This window comes from Limnohabitans sp. Jir72, from assembly GCF_003063575.1.
GTDB lineage: Bacteria > Pseudomonadota > Gammaproteobacteria > Burkholderiales > Burkholderiaceae_C > Limnohabitans_A.
The window spans coordinates 132,226-158,709 of the sequence record NZ_NESC01000004.1; the positions used below are offsets into that span (position 1 = coordinate 132,226).

Below are 26,484 nucleotides of genomic sequence, written 5' to 3' on the forward strand. Positions count from 1 at the left end.
CATCAACGACCGGCCTGGTCCCAAGAGGCCGAGGCGCGCATCAAACGGTCCAAATCCTTCTTGGCTTTGGAGGCTCCGGCCACATCCATGTGCGCAGGAAAGCGCATCATGAAATGGCCCATGGGGTCGATCACGTACAAGTGGTCTTGCACAGCCTGTCCGGCGGCAGGACTCAGCCAAGCCTGGAGCACTGGTGCGTCCACACGCAGAACATGCGCTTGGCTCAAGGCGGGCAACAGTGTTGCATCCACAGGGGCCTCATCGGTCAGCACCCACACGCGGTCTACGCGGTCTTTCTCCTTGCCCATGATTTCGCGCAATTGGCGCTGAAAGTACAGGTTTTCCTTGCAAGCATTTTTGCAATCGCCAGAGCCCACTGCCACCAGCAGCCACTGCCCCTTGAGGCTCTTCAAGTCCACGGACTGCCCTTGCAAATTGAGTGCCGAGGCATCGGGCAAATCCACCTGAGGGGTGATCAACTCCCCGTAATGCCGGCGCGCTTCGGGGCGCACCACGTAATAAGTGAAATACGAAGCGATGACCGGTGCCGCACACACCAACAGGAGGGCCAGCATTTTCCAGCGACCTGAGTTTGTGCGCTGCGCGTCAGCTTGTGCAACCTCGCCGGGCCGCGGCAAGTCGTGCACCGTCATGCCCAAAGGTGCATCTGTCAGTTCATTTTTTTCGGCTTGCTTGGACAATTTGAAACCAGACATAAAGTAGTGCGATCAGGGCGCAGAGCCCGAACCATTGAAATGCATAGCCTTGGTGTTTTTCGACACCCGAGGCCACCACAGGCCAATCACGCAGCAAACCTTCAGATGCTGCACCTGTTTGGACCAAGCTGAAATTCTTCAAATCCAGACCGGTTTGCTGGCGGAAACTGATCAAGTCGAGATTTTGCCGTATGGCTGCAACTTCTACCCCGCCAAAATCGTACAGCCGTGAGGGCCAAGGGGCTAATGTCCCCGTGACTTCCACCGTTTCATCGCTTGTCTCGATCAAAGGCAGTGCTTGTCGGTCCTTGAAGGAGCGCGGTGCCCAACCACGCTGCACCAAAACGACAGTGTCTGTTGAATCCAGGCGCATCGGCGTCATCACGTAAAAACCAGCCCGCCCATTCATTTGACGGTTTTCAAGGTACACGGTATGCGCTGGGAGCCACCGCCCCTTGAGCACCATTTGTCGGTACATCAGCACATTCATTTCTGCGGACGTCATCGATCCAGTCAGACCGCGCCAATCGAGCACGGCCATACCGCTGCGCTCGTCTTTGGCAGCCTGCAACGCCAACTTTTCATCCCCACGGCCCACTTGCCACATGCCCAAGGAAAAGGTCAAAGCCATCCCCAATACGGCAGACGCAAAAATCAAAATGCGGTGAAAAGACGGTCGGGACAGACTCATTGGATAATGCTGTTCATGAAAATACTGGTTGCACTCGCTTTTTTGGCCATCTTGGCCAGCCTCGTCTCTGCTTTGATTTACATGATGCGCAGCGGCACACCACCCCAAGAGGGCCAAGCACCGCGCAAAGGCAGCATGGCCACCGCATTGGCATTGCGAGTGGGCTTGTCGATTGTGCTCTTTATCTGCGTGTTGATTTCGTGGAAGATGGGCTGGATTCAGCCCACGGGCATTCCTGCTGGGGCCTGATCCCTTGATGACTTAGCAACAAAAAAGCGCCCTGGGGCGCTTTTTTGCTGAGCATGACAGGCCTTACATCCAGTAAACCAGGATGTACAAACCCAGCCAGACCACGTCCACGAAGTGCCAGTACCATGCAGCGCCTTCGAAACCGAAGTGACGCTCCGGCGTGAAGTGACCTTTTTGCAAACGCAGTGTGATGAACAAGAGCATCAACATGCCAACGAACACGTGGAAACCGTGGAAGCCGGTCAGCATGTAGAAGGTCGAGCCGTAGACGCCCGAAGACAGCTTGAGGTTCATTTCGCTCCAGGCGTGGGCATATTCATAGCCCTGGACGAACAAGAAAATCACACCCAAGAGCACCGTCATCCACATGAACTTGATCGTCTTGCTGCGGTCGCCATGCTGCATGGCGTGGTGAGCAATCGTCAAAGTCACGCCCGATGTCAACAACAAAGCAGTGTTGATGGTAGGCAACCAAAACGGTGTCATGGTCTGGAAGGGCTCGATGATGCCAGCAGGCGATGCGGTCACGCCTGCAGCCAAAGACGGCCACACCGACTTGAACTCAGGCCACAACAAAGCGTTGTCAAGGCTGCCCAAGGCTGGCACCGAGTGGGAACGTGCCCACCACAAAGCCGAGAAAAAAGCACCAAAGAACATGACTTCAGAGAAGATGAACCAAGTCATGCTCCAGCGGTAAGACAAATCAATCTTTCGACCATATTGACCGCCTTCGCTCTCTGAAATGGATTGCTTGAACCATTGGTACAAAACAGTCAGCCACCAAATCAGACCGAAGAACAATGAATACATGCCCCAGCCTTCGCCGTTGATCCATTGACCAGCGCCAAGGATCACGAAAAACAACCCGATCGCGGCCATCACCGGATGGCGCGACTCGTGGGGGACAAAATAATAAGGCGTTGTGCCGTGTGCGGTGGAACTCATACTGACTCCTGCTCTCTTTTCTTTCAAACTCGAATCTTGGGATTAAAGACCCGTGGGCTGAACCACGACCCAATTAACCAGGGCAATGAGCCCCAGCACAAACAATAAAGCCGCTGCAATACCGACTGCCATGATATGGAAGGGATTGAGCTTATCAACGTCTTTTTGGTAGTCCGCATTTTTGCGGATACCAACGAATGCCCAAAGCACGGCCTGCACTGTGCGAAACAGGGAGCCTTTGCGCGGTTCAGTCATGAACCCGCTCCCGGCTTTTGGTCGAGCACAGCCGCGACAGGCGCAGCCGGTGTCTTACCACCGACTTCAAAGAAGGTGTATGACAAGGTGATGGTGGTCACATCTTTGGACAACTTGGGATCGATCACGAAAACCACTGGCCAACGTTTCTTTTCCCCTGGCTCCAAGGTGTACTGATTGAAACAGAAACACTCGAGCTTGTTGAAGTGATTGGCGGCCTGGTGCGGTGCATAGCTGGGAATGGCCTGAGCCGCCATGCGGCGGTTCTGGACATTCTGAAACTCGTACATCACAGTGTTGAGCTCACCTGGATGGACCTGAATCGAACGTTTTTCAGGTTTGAAATCCCAAGGACCCCGTGCATTCGCATCAAACTCCACCGTGATGGTGCGGCTCAAATCCACTTGCGTGTTGGCAGGCAATTTGACCTGCGAACCCGCTGTGCCATTGCCCGGCACCATGCGCTCGGAAATCGACAAAATGTTGATCCCGGTCACTTCACAGATGTGTTTGTAGATCGGGATCAGCGCATACCCAAAGCTGAACATGCCAGCGGTCACAACCGCCAGCTTGCCCACCATCTTCAGGTTTTCACTGCGCAAGTTCATCAGATCAACTCAGTGCTGCAACAACATCAGCTTGGCCACAAAACCGACCAGGATGGCCAGTGCCACCGTAGCCAGAATCAGGCCCAAGCGCACATTGCTTTTCTTTTGTTCAGGTGTCATGGCCATGGTCGAATCAACCGATCACGCGGGTCGCTGTGGCGTCCAGCTTGGGTGGATTTTCGAAAGTGTGGAAAGGCGCTGGCGATGGGACTTCCCACTCCAGACCTTCGGCAGCTTCCCAAGGCTTTTGCGATGCTTTGGTACCTTGGCCACGCATGGTAGGGACCACAACGAACAAGAAGAAGTAAACCTGGGCAAAACCGAAGAAGAAGGCACCCACGGATGCAATCATGTTGAAGTCGGTGAACTGCATGGGGTAATCGGCATAGCGACGTGGCATACCGGCCAGACCCAAAAAGTGCATGGGGAAGAAAGTGACGTTGAAGGAAATCAGCGACCACCAGAAGTGCAACTTGCCGCGACCTTCGTTGTACATCACACCGGTCCACTTGGGCGACCAGTAGTAGAAACCTGCAAACAAGGCAAACAAGGAACCGGCCACCAACACGTAGTGGAAGTGCGCCACCACATAGTAGGTGTCCTGCATCTGGATGTCGATGGGTGCCATCGACAAGATCAGACCGGTGAAACCACCCATGGTGAACACGAAGATGAAGCCCACTGCAAACAGCATGGGGGTTTCAAACGTCATGGAACCGCGCCACATGGTGGCGATCCAGTTGAAGATCTTCACGGCGGTCGGCACAGCGATCAACATCGTAGCGTACATGAAGAACAACTGACCCGTCACAGGCATACCGGTCGTGAACATGTGGTGAGCCCACACGATGAACGACAAGATGGCGATGGAAGAAGTGGCATACACCATGGAGGCGTAACCGAACAATTTCTTGCGCGAGAAAGCAGGCACGATCTGGCTGATGATGCCGAAAGCGGGCAAGATCATGATGTACACCTCGGGGTGACCGAAGAACCAGAAGATGTGCTGGTACATGACCGGGTCACCGCCGCCAGCGGGGTTGAAGAAGCTGGTGCCGAAGTGACGGTCAGTCAGCGTCATGGTGATCGCGCCAGCCAACACGGGCATCACGGCGATCAGCAGGTAAGCGGTGATCAACCACGTCCATGCGAACATGGGCATCTTCATCAAGGTCATGCCAGGCGCGCGCATGTTCAGGATGGTCACGATGATGTTGATCGAGCCCATGATGGACGAAGCACCTAGGATGTGCATGGCGAAAATACCAGCGTCCATGGAAGGACCCATTTGCAGGGTCAAAGGTGCATACAGCGTCCAGCCGGCAGCGGGTGCGCCGCCAGGCATGAAGAACGACCCCACCAGCATCAATGCGGCAGGGATCATCAGCCAGAAACTGAAGTTGTTCATGCGGGCAAAGGCCATGTCGGAAGCGCCCACTTGCAAAGGCAGCATCCAGTTCGCAAAGCCCACGAAGGCTGGCATGATCGCGCCGAACACCATGATGATGCCGTGCATGGTGGTGAATTGATTGAACAACTCGGGGTTGACAATTTGCAGGCCAGGCTGGAACAGCTCGGCGCGGATCAACAAGGCCAACACACCGCCCACCATGAGCATGGCGAAGCTGAACAAGAGGTACAAGGTACCGATGTCTTTGTGGTTGGTCGCATAGACCCAACGACGCCAGCCCGCAGGTGCGTGCCCGTGGTCGTCGTGGGCATGATCGTGATGGTCGAGAACGGCACTCATCTTGATTTCCTCTTATTTAATGCGGTACTGACTTACTTGCGTGCGGCCAGCACTTCAGCTGGTTGCACGATCTGCCCGGTCTTGTTGGACCAGTTGTTCTTGGTGTAGGTGATCACAGCAGCGATTTCGGTGTCAGACAAAGCCTTCCACGATGGCATTGCACCATTGTTTTGACCGTTGAGCAAAACGGCAATTTGCTTGCTCTTGTCAGCGTCTTGCACCACTGCGGCACCATCCAGCGGCTTGATCGGGCCAGCGCCCTTGCCGTTGGCCTGGTGGCAGGCTGCGCAGTTGGCCGCATAGACCTTCTCTCCACGCTTGGCCAAATCATCCAAGGCCCAGACTTTGGCTGGGTCATCGGCTTTGGCCGCTTGTTTTTTCTTCTCGGCGTCGACCCAAGCGGTGTAGTCCGCAGCCGACAGCACCTTCACGTGGATGGGCATGTAAGCGTGCTCTTTGCCGCACAGCTCTTGGCACTGGCCATAAAAATCACCGGTTTTTTCGGCCCGGAACCAAGTGTCGCGCACAAAACCTGGGATGGCGTCTTGCTTGATGCCGAAAGCTGGCACAGCAAACGCGTGAATCACATCGTTCGCCGTGGTGATCACGCGGATCTTCTGACCAACAGGCACCACCAGAGGGTTATCCACTTTGAGCAGGTAGTTGTCACCTTCAGGCTTACCGGCATCCGACATCGCACGCTGGGTGGAATCGAGCGTAGAGATGTAGCTCAGACCTTCACCTTGGCCCTTGATGTAATCGTAGCCCCACTTCCACTGATAGCCTGTTGCCTTGACAGTCAAATCGGCGTTGGTGGTGTCTTTCTGGGCGACCAGCACTTTGGTAGCCGGCAGGGCCATCAAAATCACGATCAGGAATGGCACGGCAGTCCAAACCACCTCAACCGTAATGGACTCAGTGAAAGTCGCAGGTTTGTGACCCACCGACTTGCGGTGTTTCCAAATGGAATAGAACATGACCGCAAAAACGGCAATGAAGATCACGGTACAAATGATCAACATGAACCAGTGCAGCCAGTGCTGCTCTTCGGCGATTTTGGTCGCTGGCGGTGCAAAGTTGAGCTGATTGACAGCAGGACCCCCCGGCAAATCTTTGACCGCGTAAGCAGAAGTGGCCAGCCATGCGCCTGCAAAAATGCCTGCGCGGGATAGCAACGAAGCTAATTGGTTGGAAATATTCTTCATGGTTCTCACTAACTTCCAAGACTCTGTTGAACTCACACCTTTGGCAAATCGGGCAAAGCCCCATTTACCGCCATGGCATCACGCTGAACGCAAGGCCCTTCTGATTTCTCGCGCCAGCACTTGCCGGAGCTCCGGACGTACAAAACGCCCCACCTGCACCGAACGACCCTGGCCTGACAACTCGATCAGACTGTGGTCACCCGATTCAGGCTCGACCCTCACCCATTGACGCGCAAACTCTGCCCGCTCCAGTCGGCCTGCGGTTTCCAGCTCAACGACCAGATTTGGCCCTTGCAATGAAATCCACTCACCGTCGGTCGCATGGCGGGCATAGGCCAAAAAAGCCAGTCCCACCAAAACAAGTTCTAAACCCGCAAACGTCAACACCAGCGCGGCCCCCTGAAACCAGAAGAATAAGCCAATAGCCAATGAGACTGCGCACAGCGAACCGTAAAACCACCCCAACTGGGATGGTGTTACCGAGCAATTGCGCCGGAGCCGCCAATCAATGGAAGGCCCAGACACCTGTGCGAACTGGTAAGCCGGATTTGACACGCGTCAACTTTCAATAACCTAACGCGTCCGAAGGCGCGCAATTTGGCTAAATAACCTCGCATTTTAACCGAGTTACGAGGGGGTTTTGACAAAAATCAAAGCTTATCGGACAAGTCAGAAGACCGACGCAGCATGATGCGCATTTGATCCAGCCCAATTTCTGTTTGCGCAGCCACCGCAGCCCGCGGCTTGGGCTTGAGGGCATGGCCATAGACAATTTCAAAGCTCAAAGACAGGCACCCGCCCTCTTCGGTCTTGGCCAAGCCCATCAAGGCATCGACCAATTGCTGGCGCCAACGTCGCCCCCGCAAGCCCGCAAAGCGCTGAGTATGGAGATTGCGCCCCAACTCGCGCAGCTCGGTCAGCAAACGGCCTGGGGTTTCATAAGTCAGTGTGATGCGCTCCATGTCCATGACAGGCTCGGCAAAACCGGCCTGCACCAGCATGTCACCCCAATCGTGCATGTCGGTGAACTCGTGCGCAGGCGCGGGCCAGCCTTGGCGGGCATAGAGTGCTCGCAATTCGATCAAGGTGTCCGGGCCGAAACAAGAAAACATCAAAAAACCATCGACCGCCAAGGCCCGATGCCAGCTTTTGAGCAAATCCTGCGGTGCAGCCGAGGCATGCAACTGCATATTGGCCCAGACCATCTGGACCGAGCCCTCTGGCGGCAAGCCGGTTTGGACGCGCGGCCCCATCCAGCGGGCGGGCTGCCACCAAGCGGCTTTCAGGGCTTTTTGCGCTGCATCGGCCTGCGCTGATCGGGCACTGCTTAGCCAGACATCGGCTTGGCTGTAACGCTGCTGCAAGGCCTTGTGCGCCTGCAGCCCCCCGCGCAAAGGCTCCCAGTGGGCCCACTGCCGGGGTTGCAGCTTGATGAAATCCAGGCGCTCTTGCATGCGCGCAGCCACCTCCTCGTGCAACCAAGGCGATGCGGCCACCGCCACGGGATAAGCCGCCCAACGCAGGGCGGCAACAGGATCCAGAGAGGGGGGACGTTCGGGTGCAGACATGGCCAAGACAAACAAAAGGGCAAACCTGGATGCACAGCGCTGGCTCAGCCAACGCGCTTGTGGTCAGGACGGTGGCGGCAGTATATTGACTAAATGGGGTTCAAGCTGTTCAGGGGGATGGCCAAGCCGCCCGTCTTTCAACAGCCGGGGGGTGTCTGGCGCTGGCTGCCCAGCCGCTGCGCCGTCTGCCGCAACTGGCCTCAAGCCCCTTTGTGCGAAGACTGCATCAGCCACTTTGCACAGCCTCTGGCGCGTTGCAGCACCTGCGCACTGCCCTTGCACGCAACAACATCGGCACCTGCATCGACCACCGGCAGGCGTTGCGGGGCTTGCCTCAAATCACCGCCACCGCTGGATTTGTGCCTGAGCGCCACGGCCTATGCTTGGCCTTGGGTCGATTTGATCGCTCAACTGAAATTCCACGGGCAACCGGGCTGGGCACGCAGCTTGGGAAGCTTGATGCTGAACGCGCCATGGGTGGAAGACACCTTGGCCCAAGCCGACTGTGTGCTGCCCATTCCTCTTTCGGCCGAAAGGCTGGCCGAGCGGGGCTACAACCAGTCCTTGCTGCTGGCACGCCAACTCTCTGCCGCCAAGACCCAGGCCGAACTGCTGCTGCGCACCCGCCACACCCCAGCCCAACGCACCCTGCCCAGAGCAGAGCGCTTGGCCAATCTGACAGGGGCGTTCGCGGTCGACCCCCTGCGCATGGCGCAAGTGCGTGGCCAACGGGTGGTCCTGGTGGACGATGTGATGACCAGCGGTGCCTCACTGCACACCGCAGCACTGGCCTTGCGTGAAGCAGGTGCGCGCCACATCAGCGCTGTGGTGCTGGCCCGCACCGAGGCGGACACAGAATGAACGGGCCTGACCGCAAGGCACAATACCCCCATGTTTCATATCGTCCTGGTCGAACCCGAAATCCCGCCCAACACGGGCAACGTCATCCGCTTGGCCGCCAACACCGGCTGTACCTTGCATTTGGTCGAGCCGCTGGGTTTTTCGATGGACGACAAGCACATGCGCCGCGCGGGCTTGGACTACCACGAGTACGCCGCCTTGCGCCGCCATGAAAACTGGGATGCTTTTCTGGCGCAAGAAAAACCGGCACCAGACCGCATGTTCGCACTGACCACCAAGGGCAGCCGCGTCGCGCACACGGTGGCGTTTCAGCCCGGTGACTGGCTGGTGTTTGGCGCCGAAACACGGGGCCTGGCCCCTGAACTGCGCGAGACTTTTGCGCCGGCGCAGCGCATCAAGCTGCCCATGCGCGAAGGCCAGCGCAGCCTGAACCTGTCCAACGCTGTGGCAGTGACGGTGTTCGAGGCCTGGCGCCAAAACGGCTTTGGCGGGGCCAACCCCACCGACCTTCAGGTGTAAAGGCGCGCCAGCGACTCGGCCACGCACACGGGCTTGTCGCTGCCCTCGCGCTCGATGGTCACATTCCACTGCACCTGCAAGCCCCCCTCGATGGGCGTGGCCGAGTGCAGATGCAAATGACCGCGCAAACGGCTGCCCACTGGCACCGGTGCCATGAAACGGACCTTGTTCAAACCGTAGTTCACGCCCATGCGTGTCTCGCTCACTTCAACGGTTTTGTCAAAAAATTGGGGCAACAAAGACAGTGTCAAAAAGCCATGCGCAATCGGCGCGCCAAACGGGCCTTGCTTGGCCCGCTCCACATCGACGTGGATCCACTGGTGGTCCCCCGTGGCTTCGGCGAATTGGTTGACTTGTTGCTGGGTGATCTCCACCCATTCGGTGGTGGCCACATCCTGGCCGACGCAAGCGGCCAGCTCGGCCAGAGTTTGAAATGTTTTCATGGCACCCACTTTAGTCAGCCCAACGCTTGGCAGCTGTCCAGGCTGTGACAGCACCGCATTGGGCTTGATCTGCTGCAGCTGCTGGCGCAACTGCTCGAGTTGATCGCGGTAATTTTGCGCATCGCCATAGTCCACAAAACCGCTGTAATGAGGGTGCGCCTGCATCACGCGCCGAGCATGCTTGATGGGGCACCAAAACTTTTCGGTCAAGCCCACAACCTCTCGCGCATAAGCGATCAAACCGTTGCCGTACGAGCAATAAGCGCAGTTGATCTTTTCCAGCACATTCAGATAGGCCAGGTGCGTCCGGTCAAACACAAAGTAGTCCGAGCGCTTGACGCGGGGCATGCGGTACAGCGGAAAGCACACCCACTGGTACAAGGTCACAAAAACATCGAGCAACACCATCGGCAAGAGGACTGGATAAATGAAGGGCACGCTCAGAACATGCCGCCAGTCGGCCGTCAACACATACTTGAGCACGCCTTCCTTGAAGCGCCTTTGCTGCGCCAAGACTTCGGCTTCAAAGCGCACCTTGCGGTGCTCGAAATCCGCTTGCAACTGCTGGCGCCGCTGCTGAAACTCTTGCTCAATCTGCATCTCCAGCGCCTGGATGCGTTTGACAAATTCGCCAATGTGGTCGTCCATGTTCGTCCTTTGGATCTCAATCTACAAGCACAGAGGGTTTCCATGACTTGGGTCAAGCCGAGGCTGGACGCGCTGCGGCCCAATGGTCAAGGGAATCCACCATGACACAGCGCCACCTTAACACCCTTAACACCCTCAAGGGTCTGACCACAGAGCAAGCGGCGACACGCCTGGAACAAGACGGCCCGAATGAAATCAAGCAAACGCCCAGCCGCTCCCTGTTCGGGCGCTTGTTGGACACGCTGCGACAACCCATGTTCGCACTGCTGGTGACCGCTGCCGCGCTCTACACGGCACTGGGTAACCTGACAGAAGGCTTGACCCTGGGCGTGTTTGTCCTGGCCGTGCTGGTCTTGACCTTCTACCAAGAAGGCAAATCCGAAGCCTCTGTCCAGGCCTTGCGGGATTTGACGCAAGCGCTGGCCCAAGTGATCCGATCCGGCCAGAAACAGGCCATCCCCGCGCGCGATGTGGTGGTGGGCGATGTTCTGCTGCTGTCCGAAGGCGACCGCGTCTCTGCCGATGGCCAATTGCTCAGCGCCAACAACCTGCAAATCGACGAATCGCTGCTGACGGGCGAATCGGTGCCAGTGAACAAAGCCACCACCGAGCCAGATGCGGCAATCCACGCCGGCAGCTATGTGGTGCGCGGCCAGGGCCTGGCCCAAGTCACGGCCACCGGCAGCCGCAGCCAGATCGGGCGCATCGGCCAATCACTGGGCCAGCTGAGCCCAAGCAACACACCGCTGCAAACCCAAACCGCGCGGCTGGTGCAGCTGCTGGCCTTGATCGTGTTGGTCTTGTGCGTGGTGATGGTGCTGACCCTGGGCCTGCGCTCCGGTCAATGGATACCGGCCTTGCTCTCGGGCATTGCCCTGGCCATGGCCATCTTGCCCGAGGAATACCCGGTGGTGCTGACCATCTTCCCGGCGCTGGGCGCTCACCGCCTGACGCGCGAAGGCGTGCTGACCCGGCGCATCAACGCCATCGAAACATTGGGCGCCACCACCGTGCTGTGCACGGACAAGACCGGCACCCTGACCGAAAACCGCATGACCGTGACGGCCTTGACGGTCGGCCCACCGGATGCACCGCAGATCGCCTCATTGGCCGCCCCCTTGTCAGTGCTGCCCGAAGCATTTCACCCGCTTTTGGAGCACGCCATCCTGGCCAGTGCGCCCGAGCCTTTTGACCCCATGGAGACGGCCTTTCACACCTCGGGCCAAATGCATCTGGCGCACACAAACCAACTGCATGGCGATTGGCATCTGGTGCACAGCTACGCGCTCAGTCCCGAGCTCAAGGCCATGTCCCACGTCTGGCAATTCGACGACAGCCTGGACCGCATGGTGTCCGCCAAAGGCGCACCCGAAGCCATGATGGACCTGTGCCACCTGAGCGAGCACGACCGCCAAGACTGGTCACGCACCGTGGAAAGCATGGCGGCACAAGGCCTGCGCGTCTTGGCCGTGGCACGAAGCCGTTTCACGGGTGATGACTGGCCCGAGACCCCCCATGCGTTTGCGTTTGAATGGCTTGGCCTGATTGGCCTGACCGATCCGCTGCGCGCAGAAATTCCGCAAGCCATGGCCGAATGCCGATCGGCCGGCATCCGCGTGATCATGATCACCGGCGATTACCCCGCCACCGCCCAGGTGATCGCCGCGCAAGCCGGGTTGCCGCCCGGCCAGACCCTCACCGGCGATGCACTTGACCAGCTGGACGATGCGGCCTTGCAAGCCATGCTGCCGCATGTGAGCGTGTGCGCGCGCATCTCGCCACACCAAAAGCTGCGCATCGTGCAGGCCCTGCAAACCCAAGGCGAGGTGGTGACCATGACGGGTGACGGCGTGAACGATGCCCCGGCATTGCAAGCAGCGCATGTGGGCGTGGCCATGGGCCTGCGCGGCACCGATGTGGCCCGCGAAGCCGCCGACTTGGTGCTGGTGGACGACAACTTCGCCTCGATCGTGCGCGGCATCCGCGTGGGGCGGCGCATCTTTGGCAACCTGCAAAAGTCGATGCGCTACATCTTTGCCATCCACATCCCCATCGCCGGGATCGCCCTTGCCCCCATGGTGATGAACTGGCCCGCCTTGATGCTGCCACTGCATGTGGCCTTGCTGGAATTGGTCATCGACCCGGCTTGCTCAATTGCTTTTGAAAATGAACCCGCCGATGCCGACGTGATGCAACGCCCGCCCCGCGACACCCGCACGGCGCTGTTTGGCGCGAGGGACATCACCTTGGCGCTGGTGCAAGGTTTGCTGGTGTTGGCATGTGTCGGCCTGAGCTACGCCTGGGCCAAAGGATGGGTGAACGGAGAGGCCACACCCGCTTTGAGCCAAGAGCAGACCCGTTCCATGGTTTTTGTCACTTTGGTTCTGGGCTATGCCGCGCTGATTGTGGTCAACCGCGCGCCGCCTGGGCAATTTTTAGCCAGCCTTCGCGTGCCCAATCGATCGGCTTGGGGGGTGATCTTGCTGGCCTGCAGCAGTGTGCTGGTGGGCATGCACTGGCCATGGTTGGCCTTGGCCCTTAAATTCGCGCCGCTGCCAAATGGGCCATGGACCGTGGCGATCGCCAGTGGCTTGCTCAGCCTCTTGGCGATCGTGAGCCTGCACTGGATGCTGGCCAAACACAGTGCGCCATGCCCTGCAACGAAAACGCCCTGATCTGGCGTCAGATCAGGGCGCAATCCCGAGGGATCTTTCAGTGGCTTGGGGCCGCTTCATCGGGGTCGGCGTAGATGGTGCCGCCAAACTTCAAGGCCGAATGTTCACGGCGCGACTGCAGCAGCGGATAGAACATCTGGTGGTACCAACGCTCCTGGCCAAACAGCTTGTCATCGATCAGACCCACCTTGGCCGGGTATTGGCGCGTGATATGGGCGCTGCCAAACAGGATGTCCCAAAAAAACAGCAGGTTGCCAAAATTGCCTTTGTAGTGACCGATGCCATCGTTGTTGGTGATGGCATGGTGCGCCCAATGGGTGGCCGGTGTCGAGATGGTGCGCTCAAGCACCCACATGAGCGGATGCAAAGCACGGATGCGGTACAGAGGCTCGTCCCAACGCCAAGCACAATGCGCGCCCAAAATCACGAACAGCTTGACCGCGATGTACAGCGCATAGACCATGCCGCCAAAGCCCAGGTACAACAAGGCACCGGCAAACCACAGGCCAGGCATCATCAGGTAATAGAAAAAGTTGTTGCGAAAAGTGACACGGATGCTCATGTACTCGGCCGAATGGTGCGCGCGGTGCAGCGGCCACAGGAAGGGCGAGTGCGACAGGCGGTGCCACCAGTACTGCGTCATGTCATCGAACACCAGCAACACCGCCACCATGCCCCACCAAGGCATGTCGGCCAAGACATCTTTGTATTGCGGGAAAAACGCCGTGCCCAACTTGGACGTCAGCAAAATGGCCAGCGGCTGCGTGACCGCCAGAACGCTCAGGAACATCAACACCTCGAGCTTGGTGTCATTGGCCGTGGCATTGACGTTGTGCTTGTAACGTCGACTCACGAACTCCATCATGGCAAAGCCCAAAATGGTGCACACCACCAAGGCATTTTGAATTTGTACAGCGGTCATCAACAGTTTCCTTTTGTATTTTCTCGTTGCCTATAGTTTGGACAAACGGATTTGAAAAAGATAACCAATTCATGCCTACAAGACCATACGGGTAATCCCCGCGTCTTCCAAGTGCCATTTTTGTGCACACGCCTCCAGCAATGATCTGGATGAAAACCCTTTATGTGCTCAGATAACGCTTGCGCCAAAAAACCCAGGCCAAGCCCACGGCCACCGCCAGCATGAACAGTTCTGTCAAGAAAAGACCCTCCTCGGAATGCAAGAGCGGAAAGTTTTCAAAGTTCATGCCAAAAAATCCCGTGATCAAATTCAAGGGCAAAAAAATCGCTGTCAGTACCGTCAGGGTTCGCATGATTTCATTGGTGCGATTGCTTTGCGCATTGAAATGCATTTGCACGGCCGTCTCGGCACTTTGCTCCAAGCGTCCCACATGGTGAACCACTCGCTCAATGTGCTCCAAAACATCTCGACTGCGGACTCGCAGCATTTCCAGGTTTTCCTGCGTCGATGTGTCACTGACTTGCCATGTGTCCAACGCCTCAATCCAGTCCTTGATAGCAGCACGTTGGTCTTCACAAACCTCGTCCAGATAGTGCAAAGTCAGTCGGGCGTTGAGCAAATCACTCCAATTGTTGAAGCTCGCTTGCGGATTGATCAACTCGCTTTGCCAATGGTCCAATTGACGGGTCAACTCCCGGCGCAAATCCAGATAGCCATCCACCACGCTGCTGACCATGCGCAGCATCAAGTCGGCAGGACTGCCTGGCAATCGGTGCGCCGCTTGGGCAGGAGCCATCTGCGCGGCATTGAGCAAGCGGCTGGCAAACACCGTGCGCACCGCGCAATCGGTCGGATGCACCGAAATCACCACCCGGTCAAACACCAAGAAAGCCACTGGACTGGTGTCGATCTTGCGCAAGATGCTCGGGCCTGCTTTGCGGTTCTCTTGGTGCAAGACCTCGCCTGGCTTGGACAAATCGGTTTCAGATCGCCCCCGAGCCAAACGCCTGAACACCAACAAATCGTAGTCCGAGGTGTAGTCATAGTGCGATGGCAATTGGTTGTTCAGCACATCCTGCAGATGCAGCTCATAGACCTCCACCCCGCAGGCGTCTTGCAACCACGTTTGAATCTGCGCTTGCAGCAACTCGAATTCACGCCTGGCAAACGCCATCCAGACAAAGCCTTGTTCAGGCAAGCCGCCTGGCAAGCGGTCTTCTTCGCTGACTTGGTGGGTTTGGATGTTGAAAACACGCATCTTTGGCTTTGTGTTGGGCAACAACATGTTGCCCTGATCGCCTGATGTTGCAGCACGGTCATGAAAGTGTCATGACAATTTCGCAACGATCATTTTCAAATGTCATCAAATTGACACCTTGCCATGACAGAGTGAATTTCAATATTTTTGAACCACTGCGTATGACCCACACTACAAGCATCACCGAAGCGCAAATGCGCCAATTGCGCGAAGACCTGCTCGACAGCCTGGATGAAGAACTCGAAATGGAGTTGGATGATCGACTGACCCATACGAGCTCTGAACTGGCGAGCGAACGCGTGCAGTATTTCCGTGAGCTGCTGCGTCTGCAATCCGAACTGGTCATGCTGCAAGACTGGGTGGTCAAGACGGGGCACCGCATGGTGATCTTGTTTGAAGGCCGCGATGCGGCGGGCAAAGGCGGCGTGATCAAGCGCATCACCCAACGTCTGAACCCCCGCGTGTGCCGCGTGGCCGCATTGCCCGCACCCAACGACCGTGAAAAAACCCAGTGGTACTTCCAGCGCTACATCTCACACTTGCCCGCCGCCGGTGAAATCGTGCTGTTTGACCGCAGCTGGTACAACCGCGCGGGTGTTGAACGCGTCATGGGCTTTTGCAACGACGAAGAATACGAAGAATTTTTCCGATCCGTGCCTGAGTTCGAAAAAATGCTGGTGCGCAGTGGGATTCAGCTGGTGAAGTACTGGTTCTCCATCACCGACGACGAACAACATGCCCGCTTTTTGGGCCGCATCCACGATCCGCTCAAACAGTGGAAATTGAGCCCCATGGACTTGGAAAGCCGCCGCCGCTGGGAAGACTACACCCGCGCCAAGGAAACCATGATCGAGCGCACCCACATTGCCGAGGCGCCTTGGTGGGTGGTGCAAGCGGTGGACAAGAAAAAGGCCCGTCTCAACTGCATCGACCACCTGCTGGGCCAAGTGCCTTATCACGAGATCGAACACACCCAAGTCAATCTGCCAGGGCGCGTGCGCAACCCGGACTACATTCGACACCCCGTCCCACAGGACATGATCGTTCCAGAAAAATACTGAAACGACCGGCCTGCTGCGGTCATACCCTCTTCAACAAGGCCTGCCCCATGCGGATGGGGTGACCGGTGCCCACACCGTCCACCCACTCAAAACCCGGCGGCACAAACAGCAAAATGGTCGAGCCGTGCTCGAACCAGCCCATCTCTTGTCCCTTGCTGTAATGCGCATCACAAGGGATTTCGTTGGGGCCTTTGTAGCGCAAGTTGAGCAAGACATCGAGCGCATGAAAACGCATGCTGGCCACCAGCACAGCCGCCACAGGCACCAGCAAGATCGGTGTTGCATCGGCCAACTTCATGTGCAAAAGAGCCCGCTCGTTTTTGCAAAACAAGGCCTGGACGCGCTTCAAAGCAATCGGGTTGACGTTCCAGGTATCCCCAGAGATGTACGTCACATGCGCCAGCTGCGCGTCCATCGGCGCATGAAAGCGGTGGTACATGCTGCTGGTCAGGCGCATGGTGACGAACTTGCCGCCCTCTAGCGCAGCGGGCCAAGCTTTGGCCATCTCGGATTCGCCCAGCAAGGCCTGCAAGCTGTAGGGAAAGCCTTTGGCTTGGTAGACCTGACCCTGACGAATCTCGCCACAGGCGCCAATGATGGCGTCGCAAGGCGAAGTCAGCACCGACATATCCGGGTCCACGGGGCGCACTCCGGGCTTTAACTCGCGCGTGAAGCATTCGTGAACGCTTGCAAATTGGGTTTTCCGCGCCTCACTCAAGTCCAGATCGGTGAACAAGCGCCACACCGCGATGGACGCTTTGGCCACCCAGGGGTTTCTAATTTGGCTCCACCACCCCATGAACCGCGTCAAGGTGATGCGCGGAATGCGGTTGGTCAACAAAAAGTTCAGGTCTTCTTGCAAGAGCCATTTTTGGAAATGTTTTTGTATCTTCATACGTTTGTCACTCAAATTGAATAAAAAGAAATTTCATTGACACAAGGACATCTACCGTGAACTCCACATGGATCAGTTTGGGCGCTTTGGCAGCTTTGGCACCCGCAATTCGGCAGCGCATCCAGTTGTCGCGTGCCAAGCACCGCTCTTTGGCTGGGCACTCGCGCATGGCCAAACGCCTGGCACGCTGGTTGCCGGGCTACAGCTTTGGCGAAAGCCAATTTTTTGGCTGTGACGGTGCGCCCGCATCGGTTCAAGCCACGCGCCGTGCTGCATTTTTTGAGCTCGCTCAAACCCTGCAAACACGCCACCGCTTGAGCATCGAGGCCACCGCGCAAGCCCGTGACAACATCTCGGACATGCAATTCATCGCGGCATACCGGGTGCCGTTCCAGTTCAGCCCCCTGGTGCGCGAACATCTGAAAGTCGGCTCTTTTTTGCAATCGGCCCAAGGCGTTCAAGTCACCGATCTGGACGGCGAGGTCTTCTACGACCTCACCGGCTCTTACGGCGTGAACGTGTTCGGTGCCGACTTCTACAAAAAAACCATGGCCGAAGGCCTGGCCAGAACACAAGCACTTGGCCCTGTGCTGGGCGCGTACCACCCTTGCGTGGCCAGCAATGCCGAGCGGCTCAAAGCCATCTCGGGCATGGACGAAGTGTCGTTCCACATGTCGGGCACCGAAGCCGTCATGCAAGCGGTGCGCCTGGCGCGCTACCACACACGGCGCAAAAACATCGTGCGCTTTTGTGGCGCTTACCACGGCTGGTGGGAGGATGTTCAACCCGGCCCCGGCAACCCCATGCCACCGCGCGAGACCTACACCCTGAGCGATATGAACGAACGCAGCCTCGATGTCTTGCGCACCCGCAAAGACATCGCCTGTGTGCTGGTCAACCCCTTGCAGGCTCTGCACCCCAATGCCAATGCCCCTGGCGATTCGACCCTGGTCGACAGCAGCCGACGCGCCGCCTACGACCGCCAGGCTTACACCGCATGGCTGCACCAACTGCGCAAAGTCTGCACAGAGCGTGGCATCGTGTTGATCTTTGACGAAGTCTTTCTGGGCTTTCGCCTGGCAGCAGGGGGCGCACAAGCCTACTTTGGCGTGCAAGCCGACATGGTCACCTATGGCAAAACATTGGGCGGCGGCTTCCCTGTGGGCGTGGTCTGCGGCAAACAGCGTTGGATGCACCGCTTTGATGCCAAGCGCCCTGCGGACATCTGCTTTGCACGCGGCACCTTCAACGCCCACCCGGCCGTGATGGGCGCGATGTCGGCATTTCTGGACCAACTGGAAACCCCCGAGGTCACCCAGCTTTATGAAGGCTTGGATGACCGCTGGAATGCCCGCGCCAAGCGCTTCAACGACACCATGCAAGCGAACGCCATCCCCTTGCAGGCGGCCAACATGTCGAGTGTTTGGACACTGTTTTACACGCAGCCCAGCCGCTACAACTGGATGCTGCAGTACTACCTGAGGCTGCATGGTTTGGCTCTGAGTTGGGTGGGCACGGGGCGTTTGATTTTCAGTCTCAACTATGACGATGCTGCGTTTGATGCTGTGCTGCAAAAGTTTGTGCAGGCCTGTCAGCAGATGCAGCAAGATGGCTGGTGGTGGCACAGCCCCGAATTGACCAACAAAGCCATTCGCCGCCGCATCCTGAAAGAAACCCTGTTCCGTTGAGTTAAAAAAACGTCAGGGCTTTCGCCCTGACGTTTCTTGTCGTGCCGGGATCAATTCAGGGCACCGTCAAAGCGAAGTGCGCATTTCGACATGTTCAAACCGCTGACCTTTGAGCAACTGAAAAGGGGCTTTGTGGTACAGGTAAATGTCATGAAAGGGATCGGTCAAAATTTTGGTCATCCAAACCAGCCCCGTCTGAACATCCTTGAGAAAGAACAAATGCGTCGTGCGGAACAACAAAGCCGCCACGCCCAAGTACAGCCAGGCATAACCCACCGCGTGCAAGAAGCCAGCGAAGTCTTCGTGCACAGGCAACAAGCCCAACAAACCAGGCTTCAAATAAATGGCCAAGGGCAGCAAAGCCCAGGCGCTGAGCAACACCACCTTGCGGCGCAAGTTGTAGCCCACTTTGATCTCTTCCTTGTGATCTTGGGTCGCTTGGTTCACATGGTCATAACCCAAGGGCTCAAAGAAAAAGTGACCCGATTGGCGTGAAGTCATCGAGACCAGCCAAGCGATCAAAGCGGCCACCGCAGGATCGATGAACAACATGCCATAAGCCACCACAAAACTCATGGCGCTGAGCAAGTGCAGCGACTGGTTGATGCGGCAGTGGTGGTAGTAGCGGTGGTCATCCCAGCGCTGAGTGCGCAAAGCTTCCAGAAAATCTTTCACAAAAGTCACCTCTCATTGAATGTGTGTGTCAATCATGATGAAAGGGTGTGAAAAAACGATGACAGGCTTTCAAAAACTCTTTTTTGTCATCAAGTTGTTAAATGTCCGCTTCACGATCAGTGCCATGGAACATTCACAAAATGATCAGATCGTGGTCGAGAATTTTGAACCCGAGAACAAATCACTGCGTATCGCTGTGGTGACTGAAACTTGGCCACCCGAAGTGAACGGGGTGGCACTGACACTGTCGAAATTGGTCCATCAATTGAATCAACGCCGTCACACGATCCAACTCATCCGCCCCAGACAGGACAAGCATGAGCGGCAATCAGACAGTTTGGGTTGGTCCGAACTGCTGTTGCGCGGTCTCCCCATCCCGAGGTACCCACAACTCAAGCTGGGCCTGCCCAGCAAAAAAGCCCTCATCAAGGCCTGGAGCCATCAGCGACCGGACTTGATCCACATCGCCACAGAGGGGCCCCTCGGCTGGTCTGCCGTGCAGGCTGCGCACACCTTGCGCATTCCAGTGACCTCTGATTTCAGAACCAATTTTCACAGTTACAGCAAACACTATGGCATCGGCTGGCTGAGCAAGCCCATCGTGGCTTACCTGCGGAAATTTCACAACCGCACAGCTTGCACGATGGTGCCCACCCACGCCTTGAAAGCTGAACTGGAGGCGTCGGGCTTTCAAAATTTACGCGTCGTGTCACGCGGTGTAGACACCAAGATTTTCCATCCCGCGCGCAGAAGCCAAGCATTTCGCGATACATGGCATGCCGATGACTCGACCATGGTCTTGCTGTCTGTAGGCCGCTTGGCACCGGAAAAGAACCTTGACTTGATCATCAGCACCTACAAGGCCTTGCAACAGGCAAAACGCAAGGTCAAATTGGTGTTTGCAGGCGATGGTCCTTACCGTGCGACATTGGAAAACAACTGCCCTGATGCGATTTTCATGGGCATGTGCACCCACGATGAACTGGCGTCGCTCTATGCCAATTCTGACCTGTTTCTTTTCCCCAGCCTGACGGAAACTTTCGGCAATGTGACCTTGGAAGCGCTCGCCTGCGGCACACCGGTTTTAGCCTTTGATTGTGCCGCCGCATCAGAGCTGGTAGAAGACACACTCAACGGCTGGCTGGTTCGAAGCGAGAGTCCCCAAGAGTTCATTCAAACGGCACTGGCCATCACCACGACGCCAGACGTTTTGCATCAAGCTCGGCAGTTCAACTGCGCGCGAAGCCTTCAATGGGATTGGCAAGAAATTGCGCATCAAGTCGAAAAAATATTCCGCATGACCCTTCATGAAGCTGGAAAATCCTGAACTCCAGAGGCCTTGAAGGGTCGGCTCAAGCAGATTTTCTCCAAAACTTCATGCCCAACGGCAAGACAGCCGCCAAAAGTGGGACAGTCAACAAAAGCATGATGCTCCATAAACGCATGCCTGCAGCCAGCAAAGCACTGTAGATTCCAAGCATCACCAACACGCTCAAATTTTCGTTGAATCCTTGAACCGCAATCGAGCGCCCTGAAGTGAGTATTTTTTGACCTCGGTGCTGAAGCAACGCATTCATCGGCACCAGCAGCATGCCCCCCGAAAAACCCGCTGCAAGCAAAACGGGAATGGCCAGTGCCACCCCGCTGATCAGCGTCATCAAGGGCAAGATGGCGGCAAGCAACAAACCCCAAACCATCGCCTTGCGTGCATTGAAAAGCTGAAATTGCTTGGATGCACGCCAAGCGCCCGCCATCACACCGATCGCGACAAGGGCTTGCAAATACGCCCCTTGCTGCAACGTCAAACCCGCCATGCTCTGGGCCCAGGCGAGCACAGCAAACTGCAAAACGGCCCCCACCCCCCAACTGAGGGTGGTCACATACAAAGAGACGCCGCCCAAAGGGTCTTTCCACAGTTGACGGTTACTTTGCCAAAAAACTGACCAACGCAAGTCGCGCCAGAGCAGCGGCAGCTGAACATTGCCCGCGCCCATGGTGCCCAAGCCTGCATTGAGAAATGCAGAAACAACATAGATCAGCGACACGAGCGCAAACGCGTCCAAAGCACTCGAATTCAAACCGCTGATGGCCAGCGAAGCACTGTGACCATGCCAGCCGATCAGCCACCCTCCCAAGGCCACCCCCAACAAGACCGACATCACCACTGAGACTTCCAGCCAAGCATTGGCCTTGACCAAATGTGAAGCCGCAACCGTCTCGGTCACCAGCCCATACTTGGCTGGCGCATACACGGCCGCAGCGATCCCAATCAGGGCGAACGCCACCAAAGGATTCACACCCAAGACCAACAGCACCACGCCGCTGAGCTTGACCAAGTTCATGCTGGCCATCAAACGCCCTTTAGGAAATGCGTCTGAAACAGGACCCACCACGCTGGCCAACAACACATACGACAAAGTGAAGGAAAACTTGAGCAAGGGCGCCCACCAAACGGGATAGCCCTGCTCTTGTAAAAAGAAAACGCCCAAAATCATCAAGGCGTTGTCGGCCAGACCGCTGGCGAATTGCGCCAGAATCAAGGCATAAAAACCTTTAGGCATGTGCCATGCCGTGCGCAAGCGCAGGCAACTTGGCTTCATCAGCCAGCTCGATCACGGAATCGAAGCTCAACAAGGGCACCAAGTGGTTGCGTCGGCCAATACCTTGGTAGGCCATGCCCAATTCACTGAGCGCCTCCGGGTTGTACAAATTGCGACCATCCAGAATGAACGGCTTTCGCATGACTGATTTCATCCCGTCAAAGTCGGGGTTGTGAAAATTTTTCCACTCCGTCAGCACCATCAGTGCATCGGCCCCTTCCAAGGCTTGCATATCGGAATCGGTCAGCGCAAACTGCGCCAGCAAATGCTCACGGCCTGCCAGGTCTTGGCGCAAAGCCTTCATGGCTTCATGTCCTGCAATCGGGTCATACGCCGTCACACGTGCGCCACGCAAGAGCAAATGCTCAATCACCACACGGCTGGGGGCTTCGCGCATGTCATCGGTGTTGGGTTTGAAGGCCAAGCCCCAAATGGCGATGCGGCGACCCGACAAATCCGGCCCCATGGCCTTGACCAGGCGATCCACCAGCAACAATTTCTGGCGTTGATTGACTTGTTCAGTCGCTTGCACAACCGACATGGATTGACCATGCGCCTGCGCGGTGCTGACCAAGGCCTGCGTGTCCTTGGGAAAGCAACTGCCGCCATACCCGCATCCAGCATACAAAAAGCTGTGCCCAATTCTGCTGTCTGCACCGATACCACGTCGAATATGATCAATGTCAGCGCCCAAAGCATCCGACAAATTGGCCATCTCATTCATGAAGGAGATGCGTGCAGCCAGCATGGCATTGGCAGCGTATTTGGTCAGCTCGGCACTGCGCACATCCATCCACACAGTGCGTGAATGGTGGCGGTTGAAACTGGCATACAAATCGCCCATCATGCGCTGGCTTTTGGCCTGATGAATGCCCTCGTCGATGCCCACCACAATTCGGTCGGGCCGCATGAAATCATCGATCGCAGCCCCCTCTTTGAGAAATTCCGGATTAGAGATGACGTCAAACACATGTGTGGGCATGCCGCGATGTGACAACTCGTGCTCTATCGCTGCACGCACTCTGTCTGCCGTACCCACAGGCACGGTCGATTTGTTCACGATCAGCTTAAAACCCTTGAGTTGACGCCCGATCATTGAGGCCACCGACAGCACATGGCTCAAATCAGCAGACCCATCTTCGGTCGCCGGCGTGCCCACGGCAATGAACAGGACATCTCCGTGTTCAATCGCTTCGTTGCTGTCTGTGGTGAAACGAATTCGGCCGTCGGCTCTGTTCTTGGCCAACAGCTCTTTCAAACCTGGTTCATAAATAGGCACATCACCTTCTTGCAAGGCTCGAATTTTGGTCTCGTCCTTGTCAAGGCAAACCACTTTGAATCCGAGATCAGACAGGCAAGCTCCCGTGACCAATCCAACATAACCTGAGCCAATAACTGTGATGCGCATAGATCAACCTCCATTTGAGGTTGATGATTCACACTGACGGTGAAACTATGAAGTCAAAAAAAAGAAACTCCGATGACAAGATGGCATCCGAATTGCTCAAAATTCCCAAGGCTCCACACGGCTGATCGGCAAAGACAGCATGAAGTTGGACCCTTTGCCCAACTGGCTTTCAATGCGCAATTCGCCGCCATGACGTTGCGCCACATGCTTGGCAATGGCCAAGCCCAGGCCGGTGCCGCCCGTCTCGCGTGAACGACTTCGGTCAACCCGGTAAAAACGCTCAGACAATCGTGGCAAGTGCTCGGGTGCAATGCCCGGCCCTGTGTCCTTAACAGACAAGACCACCTGCTCAGCATCACGTGACCATGACACATGGATCTTGCCGCCTGTAGGCGTGTAACGAACAGCGTTGCTGACCAGATTAGAGACCGCACTGAGCAACTCAGAACGCACACCCAACAGCGCCCATGCGGGTGCAGGCTCAAATACAAAATCATGTGCAGCCTGTCGCTGCTCGATGTCATGCCCCCCTAAAACTGCCGACAAAGCATGGGCATCAGAGGCGACCTGCGCCATCAGTTCTTTGAGTGAAACTTTTTCAGCCATACCGGGCGGCAGACTTCCTTCCAACTGGGACAAAGTCAACAAATCGGCGACGAGACTTTGCATGCGTGATGCTTGCACAGCCATCAAATCCAAATACTCTTGGCGTTCGGATTCCTCAAGTGGAATCATTTGCAAAGTCTCGACAAAACCGCTGAGCACCGTCAAAGGGGTTCGGATTTCATGCGACACATTGGCTACAAAATCACGGCGCATGGCATCGGCCATGGCCATCAAGGTGATGTCGCGACTGAGCAACAACTGCCGTCCGTCGCCATAGGCGTGCAACTGAACAGACAACTTGACCGTTTGTGCAACTGTCAACGATCGCCCATCAATGATCACATCCGAATCGTGCGGGGCCTGCGCAAAATACTTGGAAAAAACCGGGTCACGGACAAGGTGGACCACATGCTGCATGCGATCGCGACTGCTGTCCAAGCCCCAATGCGCACTAGCGGTGTCGTTGAACCATTCGATGCGTCCTTGCTCATCGAGCAAGATCACACCATTGGGGGAAGCTTGAATCGCTGACAGAAAATCGTGAAGCCTTTTCTCATGCATGCTGGCATGCTTGTCGCGCAGCTTGAGCAAGCGTTGCACGCGCTGTGCTATCTCAAGCCACACACCGGACCATGGCACATCGCTCATCAGATCGGCACCAGATAGCCAACGCTCAAGTCGGTGAATTCTCCAAAGGAGCAAACTTGCCGTGAACAAGGCACTTGCGAGCACCAAGAATACCGCCAAGATGAATCCTGAAAACCACCAACCGATCAAGGCCAGCAACGAAGCGGCAACACTGAAAAGCCAAATAGAAGAAAACATACCGTCGCCCTGCCATCAAGCCACAGGAGACCCCGTCAGTCGATAGCCCGCGCCTCGGACCGTCTCGATCATGGTGCCTGCTTCTCCCAAAGACTCGCGCAGGCGCTTGACGTGCACATCCACAGTGCGCTCTTCAATGTACACATGGTCACCCCAGATTTTGTCCAGCAACATGCCACGGGTGTGAACGCGTTCGGGGTGGCGCATCAGGTACTGCAAGAGCTTGAATTCGGTAGGCCCCACCTTCAGCGGCTTGTCCTGCCAGCTGACGCGGTAGGTGTCGGCATCGAGTTGCAGTTCGGCAATTTTTACCAAACCGCCTGCAGATTCAGGCACACGGCGGCGCAAGACAGCGCGAATTCGCGCCAACAGTTCACGTGGCGAAAAAGGCTTGACGATGTAATCATCCGCACCCGCATCAAGCCCCGCCACACGGTCGGCTTCATCGCCGCGCGCGGTCAGCATCAAGATGGGCACCGCCTTTGTTCGTGCCGCAGAGCGCCAGCGGCGTGCCAGCGCCAAGCCACTCTCTCCCGGCAGCATCCAGTCGAGCAAAATCACATCCGGCAAGATTTCGTCAAGTTCACGTTGCGCAGACTCGGCGTCCATCGCCCACACCGGCTGAAAGCCGTTGTGGCGCAAGTTCACCGAAATGAGTTCGGCAATCGCCGACTCGTCTTCGACAATCAGAATTCTGGGCAGGCTTCTCATTTGACGGCTTGTTCAATGTCCGATAAAGCGGTGTGGCGGACATCGGCACCCTTGACCACATAAATCACGAATTCGGCGATGTTTTTGGCGTGGTCACCGATGCGCTCGATGGCTTTGGCGACAAACAACAAATCCAGGCTGGCTGAAATCGTGCGGGGGTCTTCCATCATGTAGGTGACCAGTTTGCGCACAAAGCCATTGAACTCCGCATCGATCAAATCATCCTCTTTGAGGATCACCAAGGCAGTGTTGACATCCAGACGCGCAAAGGCATCGAGCGACTTGCGCAGCAAGCCGGATGCCAAGTCAGAGGCAATGCGCAACTCGGACGAAGGCAAGTTGCGTGGGCTGCCTTGATGCAAGATTTGCTTGACCATGCGAGCGATGCGGTCGGCCTCGTCCCCCACGCGCTCGAGGTTACCCGTGATCTTGGAGATGGCCATCAGCAATCGCAAATCGCGCGCTGTAGGTTGGCGGCGGGCAATGATCGAGGCCAACTCGGCATCGATCTCCACTTCCATGGTGTTGACTTGTTTTTCTGTCGCAATCACCTGATCGGCCACCTCGGCGCTGAACTGAGCCAGGGCATAGACCGCGTGGCGGGTTTGCGACTCAACCAACCCCCCCAACTCCAATACGCGCGAAGACACGTTGGTCAGATCTGCATCGAATTGACTTGAAATGTGTTTGTCCATGGGGTGC

General features: G+C 56.7%; 27 protein-coding genes. 7 read left to right on the forward strand and 20 right to left on the reverse strand.

The genetic code is table 11. The features are described 5' to 3' along the window. Window positions 1–2 precede the first annotated feature (2 nt). Together B9Z52_RS07030 and B9Z52_RS07035 are read right to left on the reverse strand one after the other, a co-directional pair. Entirely contained in the window at window positions 3–716 is a 714-nt protein-coding gene (locus tag B9Z52_RS07030) for a hypothetical protein (RefSeq protein ID WP_108413136.1), read from the reverse strand. Beyond that, window positions 676–1,323: an SURF1 family protein gene (locus B9Z52_RS07035; RefSeq protein WP_233251856.1), complete on the reverse strand. Its 648-nt coding sequence runs from the start codon at window positions 1,321–1,323 to the stop codon at window positions 676–678. Before B9Z52_RS07035 ends, B9Z52_RS07030 begins: the two co-directional genes overlap by 41 nt. Window positions 1,324–1,422: 99 nt before the next feature. On the opposite strand from B9Z52_RS07035, the gene B9Z52_RS07040 reads away from it, so the two are divergent. Beyond that, complete coding sequence (locus tag B9Z52_RS07040; protein ID WP_199222055.1) at window positions 1,423–1,656, forward strand: twin transmembrane helix small protein; 234 nt, start codon at window positions 1,423–1,425, stop codon at window positions 1,654–1,656. 63 nt (window positions 1,657–1,719) lie between these two features. Here B9Z52_RS07040 and B9Z52_RS07045 read toward each other — a convergent pair whose 3' ends face one another. The 8 genes from B9Z52_RS07045 to B9Z52_RS07075 form a co-directional block, all read right to left on the reverse strand. Then, a complete protein-coding gene (locus B9Z52_RS07045) occupies window positions 1,720–2,601 on the reverse strand; it encodes a cytochrome c oxidase subunit 3 (protein ID WP_108413139.1) in 882 nt (293 codons plus the stop codon). A gap of 42 nt (window positions 2,602–2,643) precedes the next feature. Next, entirely contained in the window at window positions 2,644–2,856 is a 213-nt protein-coding gene (locus B9Z52_RS07050; RefSeq protein ID WP_108413140.1) for a DUF2970 domain-containing protein, read from the reverse strand. After that, window positions 2,853–3,464: a cytochrome c oxidase assembly protein gene (locus B9Z52_RS07055; protein WP_108413141.1), complete on the reverse strand. Its 612-nt coding sequence runs from the start codon at window positions 3,462–3,464 to the stop codon at window positions 2,853–2,855. Before B9Z52_RS07055 ends, B9Z52_RS07050 begins: the two co-directional genes overlap by 4 nt. A gap of 9 nt (window positions 3,465–3,473) precedes the next feature. Then, on the reverse strand, window positions 3,474–3,590 hold the full coding sequence (locus B9Z52_RS18105; RefSeq protein WP_369907864.1) for a cytochrome oxidase small assembly protein: 117 nt from the start codon (window positions 3,588–3,590) through the stop codon (window positions 3,474–3,476). A gap of 7 nt (window positions 3,591–3,597) precedes the next feature. Next, window positions 3,598–5,214, reverse strand: a complete 1,617-nt coding sequence (ctaD, locus tag B9Z52_RS07060; RefSeq protein WP_108413142.1) for a cytochrome c oxidase subunit I — start codon at window positions 5,212–5,214, stop codon at window positions 3,598–3,600. Between the two features lie 32 nt (window positions 5,215–5,246). Then, window positions 5,247–6,419, reverse strand: a complete 1,173-nt coding sequence (gene coxB / locus B9Z52_RS07065; protein WP_108413143.1) for a cytochrome c oxidase subunit II — start codon at window positions 6,417–6,419, stop codon at window positions 5,247–5,249. Between the two features lie 78 nt (window positions 6,420–6,497). Further along, on the reverse strand, window positions 6,498–6,974 hold the full coding sequence (locus B9Z52_RS07070) for a DUF2244 domain-containing protein (RefSeq protein WP_108413144.1): 477 nt from the start codon (window positions 6,972–6,974) through the stop codon (window positions 6,498–6,500). Window positions 6,975–7,069: 95 nt separating this feature from the next. Then, window positions 7,070–7,987 (reverse strand): biotin synthase, encoded by a 918-nt coding sequence (locus B9Z52_RS07075; protein ID WP_108413300.1) that lies wholly within the window; start codon window positions 7,985–7,987, stop codon window positions 7,070–7,072. 117 nt (window positions 7,988–8,104) lie between these two features. On the opposite strand from B9Z52_RS07075, the gene B9Z52_RS07080 reads away from it, so the two are divergent. Both B9Z52_RS07080 and trmL read left to right on the forward strand, forming a co-directional pair. Next, window positions 8,105–8,848, forward strand: a complete 744-nt coding sequence (locus tag B9Z52_RS07080) for a ComF family protein (RefSeq protein WP_233251857.1) — start codon at window positions 8,105–8,107, stop codon at window positions 8,846–8,848. 30 nt (window positions 8,849–8,878) lie between these two features. Beyond that, complete coding sequence (trmL, locus tag B9Z52_RS07085) at window positions 8,879–9,367, forward strand: tRNA (uridine(34)/cytosine(34)/5-carboxymethylaminomethyluridine(34)-2'-O)-methyltransferase TrmL (protein ID WP_108413146.1); 489 nt, start codon at window positions 8,879–8,881, stop codon at window positions 9,365–9,367. Here the strand turns inward: trmL and B9Z52_RS07090 are convergent. Then, window positions 9,358–9,810, reverse strand: coding sequence for a MaoC family dehydratase (locus tag B9Z52_RS07090; RefSeq protein ID WP_108413301.1), 453 nt, complete (start codon window positions 9,808–9,810; stop codon window positions 9,358–9,360). The genes trmL and B9Z52_RS07090 overlap by 10 nt on opposite strands. Before the next feature lie 749 nt (window positions 9,811–10,559). Between B9Z52_RS07090 and B9Z52_RS07100 the strand changes: the two genes are divergently transcribed. Then, entirely contained in the window at window positions 10,560–13,133 is a 2,574-nt protein-coding gene (locus B9Z52_RS07100) for a cation-translocating P-type ATPase (RefSeq protein ID WP_108413147.1), read from the forward strand. 37 nt (window positions 13,134–13,170) lie between these two features. Here the strand turns inward: B9Z52_RS07100 and B9Z52_RS07105 are convergent, their stop codons facing one another. Together B9Z52_RS07105 and B9Z52_RS07110 are read right to left on the reverse strand one after the other, a co-directional pair. Further along, the gene (locus tag B9Z52_RS07105; RefSeq protein WP_108413148.1) at window positions 13,171–14,055 is read right to left on the reverse strand and encodes a sterol desaturase family protein; all 885 of its coding nucleotides are present in this window, start codon (window positions 14,053–14,055) and stop codon (window positions 13,171–13,173) included. A gap of 160 nt (window positions 14,056–14,215) precedes the next feature. Beyond that, window positions 14,216–15,313: a magnesium transporter CorA family protein gene (locus B9Z52_RS07110; RefSeq protein ID WP_108413302.1), complete on the reverse strand. Its 1,098-nt coding sequence runs from the start codon at window positions 15,311–15,313 to the stop codon at window positions 14,216–14,218. A gap of 161 nt (window positions 15,314–15,474) precedes the next feature. On the opposite strand from B9Z52_RS07110, the gene ppk2 reads away from it, so the two are divergent. Beyond that, the gene (gene ppk2, locus B9Z52_RS07115) at window positions 15,475–16,374 is read left to right on the forward strand and encodes a polyphosphate kinase 2 (RefSeq protein WP_108413149.1); all 900 of its coding nucleotides are present in this window, start codon (window positions 15,475–15,477) and stop codon (window positions 16,372–16,374) included. 19 nt (window positions 16,375–16,393) lie between these two features. On the opposite strand, the gene asd is transcribed toward ppk2, so the two are convergent. After that, window positions 16,394–17,269 (reverse strand): archaetidylserine decarboxylase, encoded by an 876-nt coding sequence (gene asd / locus B9Z52_RS07120; RefSeq protein WP_108413150.1) that lies wholly within the window; start codon window positions 17,267–17,269, stop codon window positions 16,394–16,396. A gap of 56 nt (window positions 17,270–17,325) precedes the next feature. On the opposite strand from asd, the gene B9Z52_RS07125 reads away from it, so the two are divergent. Continuing rightward, the gene (locus B9Z52_RS07125; RefSeq protein ID WP_108413151.1) at window positions 17,326–18,957 is read left to right on the forward strand and encodes an aminotransferase class III-fold pyridoxal phosphate-dependent enzyme; all 1,632 of its coding nucleotides are present in this window, start codon (window positions 17,326–17,328) and stop codon (window positions 18,955–18,957) included. A gap of 66 nt (window positions 18,958–19,023) precedes the next feature. Here the strand turns inward: B9Z52_RS07125 and B9Z52_RS07130 are convergent, their stop codons facing one another. Continuing rightward, window positions 19,024–19,632, reverse strand: coding sequence for a hypothetical protein (locus B9Z52_RS07130; protein WP_108413303.1), 609 nt, complete (start codon window positions 19,630–19,632; stop codon window positions 19,024–19,026). A gap of 34 nt (window positions 19,633–19,666) precedes the next feature. Here B9Z52_RS07130 and B9Z52_RS07135 point away from each other — a divergent pair, with 34 nt between their 5' ends. After that, a complete protein-coding gene (locus B9Z52_RS07135; RefSeq protein WP_233251880.1) occupies window positions 19,667–20,959 on the forward strand; it encodes a glycosyltransferase family 1 protein in 1,293 nt (430 codons plus the stop codon). Between the two features lie 25 nt (window positions 20,960–20,984). Here the strand turns inward: B9Z52_RS07135 and lplT are convergent, their stop codons facing one another. The 5 genes from lplT to phoU form a co-directional block, all read right to left on the reverse strand. Next, the gene (lplT, locus tag B9Z52_RS07140) at window positions 20,985–22,232 is read right to left on the reverse strand and encodes a lysophospholipid transporter LplT (RefSeq protein WP_233251858.1); all 1,248 of its coding nucleotides are present in this window, start codon (window positions 22,230–22,232) and stop codon (window positions 20,985–20,987) included. After that, complete coding sequence (locus B9Z52_RS07145) at window positions 22,186–23,640, reverse strand: UDP-glucose/GDP-mannose dehydrogenase family protein (protein WP_108413153.1); 1,455 nt, start codon at window positions 23,638–23,640, stop codon at window positions 22,186–22,188. The genes lplT and B9Z52_RS07145 overlap by 47 nt, the downstream gene beginning before the upstream one ends. Window positions 23,641–23,736: 96 nt before the next feature. Then, window positions 23,737–25,071, reverse strand: a complete 1,335-nt coding sequence (phoR, locus tag B9Z52_RS07150) for a phosphate regulon sensor histidine kinase PhoR (RefSeq protein WP_108413154.1) — start codon at window positions 25,069–25,071, stop codon at window positions 23,737–23,739. A gap of 15 nt (window positions 25,072–25,086) precedes the next feature. Then, window positions 25,087–25,782 (reverse strand): phosphate regulon transcriptional regulator PhoB, encoded by a 696-nt coding sequence (gene phoB, locus B9Z52_RS07155; protein ID WP_108413155.1) that lies wholly within the window; start codon window positions 25,780–25,782, stop codon window positions 25,087–25,089. Further along, window positions 25,779–26,477 carry a phosphate signaling complex protein PhoU gene (gene phoU / locus B9Z52_RS07160; protein WP_108413156.1) on the reverse strand — a complete coding sequence of 233 codons (699 nt, stop codon included), beginning with the start codon at window positions 26,475–26,477 and terminating at the stop codon, window positions 25,779–25,781. The genes phoB and phoU overlap by 4 nt, the downstream gene beginning before the upstream one ends. Window positions 26,478–26,484: the final 7 nt, after the last annotated feature.